A 13298-nucleotide genomic window follows, 5' to 3' on the forward strand; every position below is an offset into this window, starting at 1 on the left:
GTTTCGTGTTGAGCAAATTTGGCTGGTTAGCGCAAAGCGTCATTTCACAACGTATTTAAAAGGGTGCTCAGTTCCCTCTTATGATGGATGTGCTCAATTGCGTAGTATGAGGTAGGTTGGAATAATAAAAAATGAATATCACAATAGAAAACTGCAACAGTATCGACTCAGCAACTATTGCTCTGACAGAAAAAAAGCTAAACATTAAGTTTGCCCCTAATGGCTCAGGTAAGAGTACGATAGCAAAGGCCATAACACTGCATTCACAAAATGATTCTCTTGACTCCCTCATACCATTTAAGCTGAAAGCAGATAATCCTGATGCCAAAACCCCAACCGTAGCTGCTGATGCCGAAGTCAGTTCAGTTATGTGCTTCAACGAAGATTATGTTCGCCAGTTTACTTTTCAATCAGACGAGTTAGTAAGCAATAGTTTTGACATATTCATAAGAACAGATGCTTACAATGTTGTTGAAGAACAAATCGAAGGCATTGTAAACGAAATCAAAGGGCTATTTGATGAAAATGAAAACCTTGAAACCTTCATCAATGACCTGAATGAGCTAGGTACAGCTTTCACCTTGACTAGAACTGGTCTATCAAGAAACTCGACAGGTATGAAAGGTCTTTCTCAGGGAAATAAGTTGCAACATATCCCTGAAGGTTTAGAGGTATATCAACCTTTCATCAGTAGCTCTTCCAATGTAGCTTGGATTGATTGGCAAACAAAAGGCTCTAAAGAGTTTTCCGAGTTGTCAGATTGTTGTCCTTACTGCTCTTCAGATACTACGGAAAAGAAAGAACAAATTACTAAAGTTGGTGAGGAATATGACAAGAATGTCATTAAAAACTTGGTAAAGATCATCGATGTGATCAACAAACTTGGTGATTACTTTACTGAAGAAGCAAAGCAAAAACTAACCGATATAACTCTTCTTCCAAATGGTCTTGAACCAGAACATATAGATTACCTTAAACAAATCAAAACGCAGATTGACCGTTTGTCCGATCGTTTGGTTAAGTTGAAAGCACTTAAAGGGTTTGACTTTAAAAAAGATGAGTTGGTACGAGATCAGTTAAACGCATACAAGATAGATCTTGCTTTTCTTACTGAACTAAACTCAGATGCGACCAAGCAAGAAATAGATACTATTAACAATTCGATAGATGAAGTTGTTGTTAAGGCTGGTCAGTTACAAGGAAAGCTAAACCAACAGCGTGGTGCAATGAAAAAATTGGTAGAAAAGTACCAAACAGAGATTAACAGTTTTCTATCTTACGCTGGTTATAAATATAAAGTACAAATTTCAGGTGAAGATGATAAGTCTCAATTGAAGTTACGCCATGTTGATCATGATGATTTTGTCTCTGGTGGAGATCAACACCTTAGCTTTGGTGAGCGAAATGCATTTGCGATTGTCTTGTTTATGTACGAGTGTTTATCCAGAAAGCCCGACTTGATCATACTAGACGATCCGATTTCGTCATTTGATAAAAACAAGAAGTATGCAATTTTGGAAATGCTATTTCGAAGAAAGGCCGAGAACTGCCTAAAGAGCAAGACTGTGTTGATGCTTACTCATGATGTTGAACCTATTATAGATACCGTGAAAGCTGTGCAGAAACAGTTTGATAGTCAGGTATTCGCCTCGTATCTGAGATTCGATTCTGGGGTAATAAATGAGTTTTCTATTGATAAGAATGATATCAAGACGTTTTCTCAAATTTGTACGGATTACTTAGCTACCGACGCTGACTCAATTCTAAAGTTAATCTACCTACGTCGATATTTCGAGATTGTAGATGACATGGGAGATGCGTATCAGGTTCTTTCCAACTTACTTCATTTACGAACATTGGAAGAAGCAATTGATACTCGTGAAGATGGTCACCCAATTATGGATACCAGTAAGCTAGATAAGGGAATTGCCCGGATTTCATCGAGTATTACTAATTTCAGTTACGAGGAAACTCTTGCACGATTGAAAGATAAAGTTTCATTGAGGGGTATTTATGACTGCTGTTCAAGTGGTTATGAGAAGTTGCAAATATTCCGTTTGTTTGAAGAGGTTGAGGTGGAAAACTCTGTTCTCCAGAAATTTATTAACGAAACTTATCATATTGAAAATGAGTACATATGCCAGCTTGATCCAACCAAGTTTGATTTGATACCAGAGTATGTAGTTAAATCATGCGACCAATGTTTAGTTGAAGCGGGGGTTTAAAGGGGATGTCTAGGGGAGCATTTCGTTTGTAGTTGCTGAGTGACTTCGGTCACTTGATTGGAGGGTTACAATACCTGAAATTATCCGTGAGATGCTAATTTGTTAAGCCGCTGACAAGGTTTTGTCCAAAGACAAGTTATGACACAGTCGCGGCTAAGAAGGTTCTGCCCCAAAGTGATTTAGGCCCATGGTTCTATCAAATTAATGACATCACAATTTGCCGTAGTTTTTTTATCGATGTAGATTTGTTTCTGACTAGACGGTTGTAAGATTAACTGACTATGAAATTCATGGACCCCGCACAATATTATAGCGCTAACGAGGAATGCAGTGGCCTTCCCTCTGAAATGGCACCATGACTTTGAAGAGTATTCTATGCGTATTGATCAGATTCAAAACTTACCAATCGAGATCAACTGTCTTGTGGCTGAAAGCAAATCTGAAGGCTTCAAGTTTTTAGAGCGGTTTGTCTCAGAGTTTGCAAATGGTACTAATCGCTTTGATTTACCTGGTGAAGCACTTTTTGCTGTATACATTGGTGGTAAGCTAGTTGGCATTGGTGGAGTAAATCAAGAACTTCACAGCAACAGTTACGGCATTGGCCGAGTGCGCCGGCTTTACATATCCAAAAACGTTCGTGGTGTCGGTATTGGTAAAGCTCTAATGCAAGAAATCGAGTGTCATGCCCAGAAGCACTTTGAAGAGCTACAGCTGTTCACTGATTCATCTAAAGCAGCTGACTTTTACTGTGCCCTAGATTATGAACCTGCATGTCAAATCAAAGTAAGTCACCGCAAGCGTCTCAATCCATAGTGAGTCGCTCAAGAAAGGCGTCAAAAGTAGCGCTTCGCGCTAGAACACTTTTGCCCCAAAATGAGTTTCGAATATTGTTAGAACTCATTAGGAAACCTAATAATAAAGTGTCGATGTAGATAGACTCACTTAACTCAGTGTCTAAAGCAGCTTGTGCAAATCAGTATAAAATTTTACACAAAATTTGACACTTTACCTATTTTGGAACTTCATGTTCAGTTATGATGTCTATACTTTAAGTGTTAAATTAAGTGTAAAGTTGGTTAATCTCGTATGAGCGGATATTTCGAAAAAGCGCCGTTGGTTTATGTTGTTGGACGTATCAAGACTACCGAACTAGCGCCATTGTTAGCAGATCAAGTTGTTCATTTACAGCAAGTTATGTCTGAAAGTGACTTTATCTATGCGACCGAAGACACTGTTACAAAACTAGAGTTTAACATTTCACCAAAAGATGGCAGCACAACCAAAACAACGCCACATGCAAGAAGGTGTTATCACTCGCCTGACAAGAGAAGTTCACTTGTAGTCGAGCCCGATGCCGTTGAGTACAGAACAACTGATTATCAGGGGTTTGATGACTTTATAAGTCAGTTTAAATCCATACTTAACCAGTTAAACAAAGCTTTTAACTTTTACCACAATGCTTTGGTACAAGAGATAACTTTATCATATGTAGATGTGGTAGCTTCTTTTGATGAGCAATATAAACTTAGTGATTTTTTTAGCGATTCCATTGTGTTACCACTTGAAAGTCAATCCAAGTATTATCAAGGTGACATAATTCAAATGGGTAAATTGGACTTTTCTAGGGTGATAGAACCTAACTTAAAGGTGTATGTGTCACTCGAACAGTTGCCTATAAAAGCTGGGAAGTTGATACCAGATTTACTTATGGAAAATAGCAAAGCGTTTGGGATGCCAATTGAATTGGAAAAAGCACTGGCGGAGAGTACCGACAACCACTATGCGCTACTAATGTCTCAGGCATCAACGCTACCATCAGAGGATACAAAGTTAGTTTCTTTTGACTTTGGGCTATTTGATAAAGTTCATACTCACAGCAAAGAGATTTTTCTTAATATGTTAAATAGGGATGTGAGTGATAACGTTTGGGTATACAAGGAAAAGGCCTAATTATGAAAGCTTATCATTTAGAGAACTCTGTATTTCAGAATGTTGTTGGTTTTCGCACGTATGATAGCTATTTTAGCTACGATTCTGCCGACTTTGAAGGGCATGAAACTTCACAATATGGTCTAGTACGTAAAGTGAACCGAGTGTTTGAAAATGCTATAAGTGACAAGATCGTTCAGATATTGAAAGCTGTCGATGGTGTATATAGTTTAAATATTGACAGTAGCGAACTGACTGACAATTTAGTTATTGGGACAAAACAACACAGTGATGTAGTCGCTGTATCTGTTCCCGAAATGATTACAACTATCAAAGATGTCTTTGGTTTAAACCTTTCTCAACTTGCACGTATAGTCAATGTGTCAAGGCCTACGGTGTACAATCACTTGAAAGGAGAAGGATTTGCCGACTGCTATGGTGACTTACATGATATAGCGGTACAGGTGAAGCAGCATTACTCATCTGTGAGTCGTGTATTGAAGTCAGTAAAAGTTAACGGAAAGACGTTACTTGGTCACTTGCAGTCAGGACAATATGATCAAGCTTTGATGATCGAATATGTTCACGAAGCGATGAAGAAGCAGCCAGAGAAAGTTGTTAAGAAGATTCCTCATATTGAACAAGTAAAAAGAAACCTTACTAGTCACCGCTAGGATTACGAATGTCAGAAGTTGAGAATATACATGAGCAGATAGACGCTTTGGGTTTGTACCAAGGCGTTTGGTTGTCTTGTGCTGAACTAGACGAAGAGCTTAGATCGAACGTAGTTTCTACAAGAAGCGACATTTCTAGTCGAGATATTCAAATAGAAGATACCGACATCCTTGTCTTAATTTCTCAAGATTGTGATTTACATAATCCGAATGTAACAACAGTGGATGTTGTTGTTGGTAAGCATAGAGCTAATAAAAAGGGAAAACGTGACGCAAGATATCATAAAAGTAGGAATTATCAGCGTCTTGTTATGAAAACAGACCATGGCTATTGGGATTTTAGTGTATCCTCAATTAGCTCTGTGGATAAGGTGTTATTTATTAGCGGGCTACAACGAAACCCATTTAATATTGGTGAGCTTAGCCGTCGTAATCAAGAGATTATTCTTACTTGGATTAGTTCTAAATATATACGTAAGCCGTTCCCTGACGGTTTTAACAAAGCTTTCCTGCCTTACATATGGAACAACACGGAAGATTTTGCTGACTTACTTGAAGATAATCATGATCAAATCATAGATGTATATGCGTATGTTTATCCTGAAGATGAAGACGCAGATTCGTACGATGTGGCTTTAGTATTGTTGCTTGATTTGGATTGTCCTCAAGACATTCAAGAGATGCTCGAAGAGAAGCTTACTTTTCATTGCAAAGCCCTACATGAGCAGTCATCTGAAAGAACATCAAACTTAAATATGCTTCAGCATATAGACCGTGCAGAAGAAGTACTCAATAACGTAAGTTATGCGCAATTTCCTTCAGACTTCTCCAAAGAAGATGAATTATCCATGAAAAGCCTCACGTTAAATTACTTGTGTTGGCCAGACAACGAAACTGAGTAGACAGATTGAAACCACGCTTAACAACACCTAACGACGCGCTTTTAAAAGATCTATATCGCTATGTTCGAGATACCTAGATGCGTGTTAAATGTTATAAAGCATTAGTTTTAGTTGTAGTAATGCAAAAAAACGATGTTATGTCGTTGTCGATTAACTTGGTTTTGTTCAGAGATGTGCTGGCAAGACCACCGCTAACACGTTTGTGCCCCTTTCCGTGTTTAAGTCGATTAAGTGACCCTTATCAACGCCACAGTTAATCGCTACTTTTTCTCATTGTTTCGACCATAAACTGTATAATACTGTGTTTCAGTAGTTAGTTATTAGTAGTTAAAAATGAGAATCTAAAAATCACTTTTACTTGCGTTCATCCGTAAGCGCCTCATAAAGCCCGCATCCTAATCACTTAACACGCAGAATAAGATCAAGTCTCCAACCACCACAAGGAGATTTGAAATGGGAAAACGACGCACCAACCAACTCGGTGCTTGAGCAAGTGATTGAATGGCAGTCGCGACCTCTCGACGAAATTTACCCTATCGTCTATCTCGATTGCATTGTGGTTAAGGTACGCCAAGACAAACAGGTCATCAACAAAGCGGTCTATCTTGCGTTAGGCGTCAACATGGAAGGCCAAAAAGAACTGCTCGGTATGTGGCTCTCCGAAACGGAAGGTGCTAAGTTCTGGCTCAACGTGCTGACTGAGCTTCAAAACCGTGGGGTAAAAGACATCCTTATCGCTTGCGTTGACGGACTAAAAGGCTTTCCTGACGCTATCAACACTGCGTTCCCAGAGACCCAAATACAGCTCTGCATCGTCCACATGGTGCGAAACTCGGTCAAGTACGTCCCTTGGAAAGACTACAAAGCGGTGACGGCAGATCTGAAGAAAATCTACCAATCAGCCACAGAAGATGAGGTTCTGCTGGCTCTAGAGCAGTTCTCTGACCGATGGGACAGTAAGTATCCTCAAATCAGTCGCTCTTGGACGGCGCATTGGGACAACCTCAACACCTTGTTTAACTACCCAGAGGACATTCGCCGAGCCATTTACACGACTAACGCCATTGAATCCCTCAACAGCGTTATTAGAAAAGCGATTAAGAAACGCAAGCTATTTCCAACGGATGAAGCAGCTAGAAAGGTGATCTACCTGGCTATCCGAGATGCTTCAAAGAAATGGACTATGCCGATTAGAAACTGGCGACAAGCTCTAAACCGCTTTATGATTATGTTCGAAGACCGACTCACTGAATACATGTAACCCCGACAGTTACACAGAATTATTTACAGGGTCTTCTCTGAGAAAAATGGAAGCAAACCTAAGTTTACTTAGAGTATAGCTTGGACCGGTTTTCTAGTTCTCTTTGTCTGCAACCTTTAATGTCACTGTACCATTCTCTAGCTTTAAGGCTTACCGATTTTAGATAGACTTCGAAATCGGCGATTTCCGACAATTGGGTAATTCCTCTGGAAACATTTAAAATTAGACCCTTACCGTCAGCGGTCATACCTCCTTTGATAACACTTTCCAAATCCCCGCCTTGAACACCAAGTCCAGGCACTAGAAAGGTTACATTAGGGTGTGTTCTTCTCAATGTTTCAATTTCATCTGGATTGGTTGCTCCAACCACGAAACAGGTTTGTTCTTGAGGGTAAAGTGAGGTTACTTTTTCAGCAATAACTTGATATAGCTTCCTATTGTCTCCAACTACTAGCTCCTGAAAGTCATTAGAGCCGGGGTTTGATGTTTTAATCAGTGTAATGCACGCTTTAGTGGTGTACTCGTAATATGGTTTTAGGGTTTCAATGCCCATATATGGGTTTAAAGTAACTGCGTCTACTTTGTACCTCTCGAACGATTCCTGAGCATACTTTTGGGCGGTTGAACCAATATCACCACGCTTAGAGTCTAGTATCACGGGGATGTCCGGATACGTAGAGTTTATGTAAGCTATTGTTCGAGCAAGTTGCTCTTCCTTGCCCGTGGCAGCGTAGTGTGCAAACTGAGGCTTATATGCCGTTGCAAACTGGTGTGTGGCATCAATTAGTTGTTTGTTGAAACCAAAAACATCGTCACTATAACCATATTTATCAAGAATGGCATCATCTGGATCTAAGCCTATACACAAAAACGCCCCTAATGTTTCAATTCTAGCTGACAGTTTTTTTTCAAAGTTCATTTTCAATAGTTTCCATAGCTTTTCTAAATAGTTCTTCTTTACTTTCTTGAGCATCCAATACACTAAACTTTTGTGGAAACTCATCCAATAAGGTCTGTCTAACTTGCTCCATGAAGCTTACGTTTTTTTCTTCGAACTTTATGGTGTCTCCATCTCTCGCTTTCACACGTTGGCATGCCTTCTCTGCTGGAATATCTGTCAGAAATGCAAAATCTGGCTCAATGACATTTGTATTGATTTCTTTAACAAAGCATTTATCTACACCACGATGCGAGAAATAGGCGATTGCTGAGTAAACATATCGGTTGCAGAGCACCCATGTACCGTTTGCTAGAGCAGGTACGATTGTTGTCTCAATATGCTCCATTCGATCATAGGCTGATAACAACGCTAACGCCTCCATTGAAATCTTCTCTGACCCCGAATCTAGGTAAGAACGGACATAAGGATGCTTTCGATAACTATCTGATGGTTGCTTAGTTTGAAGTACGCTAATACCTCGTTCTTTAAGCTCTTTGGCGATGGATTCTTCAAGTGTCGTTTTTCCCGACCCATCGATACCACATATTACTACTAACTTACCGGCGTCACCCATGATGTTGCTCCTTAAATCCATTTACTATTGCGTCAACTTGTTGTTCTATTGATAGCTTTTTTCTCGTTACAGACATTCGCTTTTTACTTCTATAAACAACGTGAGTACTACTTTTAGTAGGTGTACCTGTAATCATTAAGCTCACAGAGTTTTTATGAGCACTTCCAGAATGCAAAGTGTCCTTATGACAAAAGTGTAAAGAACTCCCCTTTAAGCGATACTGGCATTGAGCGTCTAGCGACACATTGCGCAAGAAAGTCCGTTCCTTCACTAGATCCTTGTTAGCGTCAGTAACCTCGTATAACGCACTTTCCAGAGACGAAACATTACTGGGGCTAGGGAGCCAATTTGTAAAACTCATATCGCCGCTAACCAAAAAGGAAAGGAAGTTCCAACGGTGATTATGTATGTTAGTGTCCTCAACGCCCTCGGGCCACAAATGAAGCCGCAATTGAAGTTGTGTATTCGGGTCTTTGTACAAGGATATCTTTGTAAACCCATTCTCATGGAGAATAGAGCTACCTGAGCAATATGACTCGCTAACTATGATTTCCTTCGCATTCTCTAAAATCTGTTGAGTATCAGCCCTAAAAACCAGCGCAGATACCTTCTGAACAAAAGAGGATTTGGGGTCATACAGTTCGTGCTCGCTTTGGTTATTTTTAATTACTTCAATTATTTTTAGTAAATTGTTTTTCATCTTCATAAACTCAATTGGAAAACATTATTTGTGGTTTTTCCAAAACCTGGCTGACCCTTTAAGAGTTCTAGTGGGCACGATGTTACATCTAAGTGTCTATTTTGCTACGCCTTGGTAATTAATCTGTGATCACCATCCCATACGTGACGCAATCGTTTGCTTTTCACTCGCGGTCGAAATAAGTTTTTTGCCATTCGAACAAGATGTCATGCTAAATCATTGTAATTGGAGTTATTTTGAAAGAATCGCAGAGAACCTGTTATCTGGACAACGCCTCTACGTCGTATCCCAAACCTGAGTCAGTAGTTGCTGCGGTTAACAACTCGATAACCTCTGTTGTCGGAGGGTATAATAGGAGTTCGAATTATAAATCGGTTTCTGCAAACTTCGTAGATGAAGCAAGACTAAAAATGGCAAGGCTAATTAATTGTGAAGAGGCGGAAATATACTTTAACTCCGGAGCAACTGAATCGATTAACCAAATAATCATGGGACTGTTAAAAACAGGAGACCATGTAATTACTTCACCTTGGGAGCACAATGCTGTAACGAGACCACTGAATCAATTAAAGAATGAGAAGAATGTAAAGATTTCAGTGTGTACTGCGACTTTGAACTCTGGGTTCGACTATAGACAAATAGAAACAATGATAACAAAGGAAACTCGTCTTGTTATTGTCAATCATGTGTCAAACGTGTTGGGCCTTGTGGCTCCCATTGAAGAAATAGGCTTGATGGTGGCCAAATATCCCAACGTGGCTTTTGCGGTAGATGCCTCGCAATCAATAGGTTGCTCACCTATAAATGTGAAGAGGTCCAAGATAGATTTCTTGGCATTTCCTGGCCATAAGGCTCTCCGGGGCCCTAATGGTATAGGAGGTTTTTTCCTTTCCAATCGACTTAAGGATTCGATCACACCAATTAAATTTGGCGGAACCGGAGTGTCTAGCCATGAGCAAGTAGTGGTGGACAGAGGAGCGCACAAATTCGAAGTAGGAACGCCGAATACTATGGGGCTTAGTGGACTAAATGCAGCTTTAGATCTTGTCGGCAAGTTTGATCTAACTGTTGTAGAGAAAGAAATAAGGAAACTCACAAGCGATCTGGTTCACAGGCTTTCAAAAATGGATCACGTTATTACATATCTACCAAGGTCATCAATACCTCAAGGTCTAGTTACCATTAACGTACCACCTTTATCACCAAAGGACTTATCGTCAATCTTATATGACGAGTTTGGAATAATTACAAGAGATGGACTTCACTGCTCTATAAACGCACATAAAATAGCTGGAACATATCCAGAGGGAAGCGTAAGAATAAGTATAGGGAAAACAACTACAGAAGAGGATATTGATTATCTTTGTAGTTGTTTAGAGTTAATCAAATAAGGAGGTTTGATGAACAATTCAAATGCTAAGTGGAAACAACGAACTGGTATCATGTTCGCACTCGATGTTGATTCAAGAGAAGATGCTTTTAATATCTTGGATTTAATTCATGATGATGTGGATGTGATTAAGTTTAACTACCCCTTAATACTGAAAGAAGGGCTAAGCATACTGACAGATATAAAAGAGAGGTATAGAAAACCTATTTTTGCTGACATTAAAATTGCAGATGTCCCTGTAACCAACGATAGAATTATTACATTGGCAGCAGAAGCTGGAGCAGACGCGGTCATGGCTCACGGGTTTATTGGTGTAGACTCTTTGCTTTCAATGAGAGCAAAAAGCCCCTCAACAAAGATTTTTGTAATTACGCAATTGACAAACCCGGGCGGCCTCGACTTTTCATCGACATTTACTCAGGAGTTTGCCGAAATTGCGCGTGATATGCAGTTATCTGGCGTTCAAGCACCTGGAAATAGGCCAGAGGTAGTATCTGCTGTTCGTGAAATAGTAGGGCCAGAACTGACAATTGTTTGTTGTGGTGTAGGGGCACAGGGTGGCAAATATGGCCATGCAATCGCAGCTGGTGCTGATTTTGAAATAATCGGGAGAGCGATCTATCAGTCCGAAAACCCGGAAAAAACAATTAGCGAAATAAAGGCTGCAACAATGAGTGCAATCAAACATAAGAAAAAGACTCTAGAGTGTGCCAATTGAATAATGTCTAAGAAGTATTCAAAGAAATAATGATAATTTCAAACCCAATAAAGAGCATTCTTGCACAAGATTCTATATATCTCGAAGAATACTGTGCCGAGGACTCGACCATGGCAACTCAGTTTAAAGTAGAAGGAGAATTTGACTTGTTTGAGTTTAAACTCCTTTCGTCTAGGCGAGGTTATAGCCCTATCTACTTCTCTCGATTAAACAGAATCCAACTGGAAGTTGATGGAATTTCTTTTCATATAACTTCGAGGGGGTTGGTAAATGCGAGTAGAATTACTTCGCCATCAGTCTTTATCAGTGCTCTTTCAAAGGTTTCTGCGACTTTACTTGACTGCTATAAAAGTTAGAAACAATTTTAATAAACACATCAACTACTCAACAAGGAGGTTAGCATGAAGCGTTCTAATAAGCGTCCATCTGGAAACAAGCGATAAGTTAAAGTTTCTTCACTTAAAAATAGAAATGGTCACAATACAAGGAGAATAGTATGAAGCGTTCAAATAAGCGCCCATCTGGAAACAAACGATAACTTAGTGCATTACGTTTGTTTATAGCTAAAAGTACACCACTTCTTTGAAATGGTGTACTTTGAAATTTTACAACTGCAAAGCAACTACTTACCTTTAGGTATGCTGTTGTATTAGGTTAATCTAAGAAAATTGAGCCAGGTTTAATTTACCGATGTTTCTAAAGAAAAACTCCAAAACTTTTATGCATGTATGGCTTCAAGGACTGCTCGCAATGTCGGTTGCACCGATAGATTTGCTTTTGGTTATTGGTATAGGTGAGATAGAGTCCAAAGCAGTTGCTATGTCCGGTGTCATTATATTTACCGCATTTTCTATGCAAATTGCAGTAGCGCAAAGTGTTTTAAACTACACTGCAAGAAGCTTTTCTAATACAAGTAAATCAACTATTTCATACTTAGTCTATGGGATTGTAATATCGTTAATACTAGTGCTTCCAATATGCGTGATGGCTTTCCATCTCGACACGTTAAAAGTAGTTGATTCAACAACTGCGCACTATATAGATAGGTATATGATTTATGGTATTTTAATAATAGCTCTTACATCAATTACCGTTTCGCTCGGATTTTATTTACGCTCGATTGGTAAGTCAAGTATACCATTCAACGGTTTTTGCATCGAAGTCCCCGTAAATATCATCCTATCTTTCGTGTTAATAAATGGGACTATCTACACTCCAGCGCTTGGGCTCGAAGGTGCGGCGATTGGCAGTTTAATTGGACGGCTTTTCAGGCTGTCCTGGATGCTGTATCACTCATCAAATATATCTAGCGCAGAGGTTTATTTCGACACAAAAATTAATGACCTGCCCGAGTTTACACGAGTAACACTCGTTATGGCTGCTTCTGGGTTAGGTATTTCGCTATCAGCCTTTGTGCTGAACGCGATTATCATTGACTATTCAGCTGAAGAATACATTATTTATAGTTTGATATGTACAGTTATCCCACTATTGTTTACAACTGGGAAGGCTATATCTGTAGTCGTCAGCATAGAGGTTGCTTCATCTGGCAGCAGTGAGAATCTAATTAAAAAATTCGGTGCTGGAATTCTGTACTTACCGATGATTATGGGCCTAGTTACCTTTTTAATACTATTTGCTAACGAGTCGTACTATTTACCTGGGCTAGTGAATTTAGAAAACACTCTACTAATAGTGATGATGTTTTCATTATATGGGTTCTTAAAATCCGTTAGCTTAATCATTGGTAGTGGAATAATGGATGTGCTAAAGCTCCATAAAGAGTATTTTATGATTGAGCAAGTGAAACTTTGGGTGGGTATAGTTCCTTTCGCGCTTTTCTTAAACACAGCGCAGCACGAGGGCAAACTTCTATACTTATCTTTGGCTTATGTGTTTTTCGAGGTGCTAACTGTTCTTTTGATGATGGTGAAAGTCAGGGCTAAAAAGTCCCATCATAAATTTGCTAACCTTGTATAAGAGTA

The 13298-nt window shown here is 39.4% G+C and carries 10 protein-coding genes and 1 pseudogene; 9 read left to right on the top strand and 2 right to left on the bottom strand.

The genetic code is table 11. The features are described from left to right. Positions 1-131 precede the first annotated feature (131 nt). The 6 genes and pseudogenes from ST37_RS10060 to ST37_RS10085 form a co-directional block, all read left to right on the top strand. Positions 132-2225, top strand: coding sequence for an AAA family ATPase (locus ST37_RS10060; protein ID WP_084885892.1), 2094 nt, complete (start codon positions 132-134; stop codon positions 2223-2225). A gap of 330 nt (positions 2226-2555) precedes the next feature. After that, complete coding sequence (locus tag ST37_RS10065; protein WP_143698180.1) at positions 2556-3038, top strand: GNAT family N-acetyltransferase; 483 nt, start codon at positions 2556-2558, stop codon at positions 3036-3038. Positions 3039-3311: 273 nt separating this feature from the next. Continuing rightward, positions 3312-4175, top strand: a complete 864-nt coding sequence (locus ST37_RS10070; protein ID WP_084885896.1) for a TIGR04255 family protein — start codon at positions 3312-3314, stop codon at positions 4173-4175. 2 nt (positions 4176-4177) lie between these two features. Beyond that, complete coding sequence (locus ST37_RS10075) at positions 4178-4828, top strand: hypothetical protein (protein WP_084885898.1); 651 nt, start codon at positions 4178-4180, stop codon at positions 4826-4828. A gap of 8 nt (positions 4829-4836) precedes the next feature. Further along, positions 4837-5730: a hypothetical protein gene (locus tag ST37_RS10080; protein ID WP_084885900.1), complete on the top strand. Its 894-nt coding sequence runs from the start codon at positions 4837-4839 to the stop codon at positions 5728-5730. A gap of 472 nt (positions 5731-6202) precedes the next feature. After that, a pseudogene (locus ST37_RS10085) lies at positions 6203-6991 on the top strand (IS256 family transposase); the annotation flags it as partial. A gap of 64 nt (positions 6992-7055) precedes the next feature. Here ST37_RS10085 and pyrF (ST37_RS10090) read toward each other — a convergent pair. Both pyrF (ST37_RS10090) and tmk read right to left on the bottom strand, forming a co-directional pair. After that, positions 7056-7910 carry an orotidine-5'-phosphate decarboxylase gene (pyrF, locus tag ST37_RS10090; protein WP_172400974.1) on the bottom strand — a complete coding sequence of 285 codons (855 nt, stop codon included), beginning with the start codon at positions 7908-7910 and terminating at the stop codon, positions 7056-7058. Further along, the gene (gene tmk, locus ST37_RS10095) at positions 7900-8505 is read right to left on the bottom strand and encodes a dTMP kinase (RefSeq protein ID WP_172400975.1); all 606 of its coding nucleotides are present in this window, start codon (positions 8503-8505) and stop codon (positions 7900-7902) included. The genes pyrF (ST37_RS10090) and tmk overlap by 11 nt, the downstream gene beginning before the upstream one ends. A gap of 936 nt (positions 8506-9441) precedes the next feature. Here tmk and ST37_RS10105 point away from each other — a divergent pair. The 3 genes from ST37_RS10105 to ST37_RS10120 all read left to right on the top strand — a co-directional run bounded on the left by ST37_RS10105 (position 9442) and on the right by ST37_RS10120 (position 13293). Further along, a complete protein-coding gene (locus tag ST37_RS10105) occupies positions 9442-10596 on the top strand; it encodes an aminotransferase class V-fold PLP-dependent enzyme (RefSeq protein WP_172400976.1) in 1155 nt (384 codons plus the stop codon). A gap of 9 nt (positions 10597-10605) precedes the next feature. Further along, complete coding sequence (pyrF, locus tag ST37_RS10110) at positions 10606-11313, top strand: orotidine-5'-phosphate decarboxylase (protein ID WP_084885910.1); 708 nt, start codon at positions 10606-10608, stop codon at positions 11311-11313. A 750-nt stretch (positions 11314-12063) separates the two neighbouring features. Beyond that, the gene (locus tag ST37_RS10120) at positions 12064-13293 is read left to right on the top strand and encodes a polysaccharide biosynthesis C-terminal domain-containing protein (RefSeq protein ID WP_172400977.1); all 1230 of its coding nucleotides are present in this window, start codon (positions 12064-12066) and stop codon (positions 13291-13293) included. The last annotated feature ends 5 nt before the right edge of the window (positions 13294-13298 follow it).

It is taken from the genome of Vibrio sp. qd031, from assembly GCF_002100145.1.
GTDB lineage: Bacteria > Pseudomonadota > Gammaproteobacteria > Enterobacterales > Vibrionaceae > Vibrio.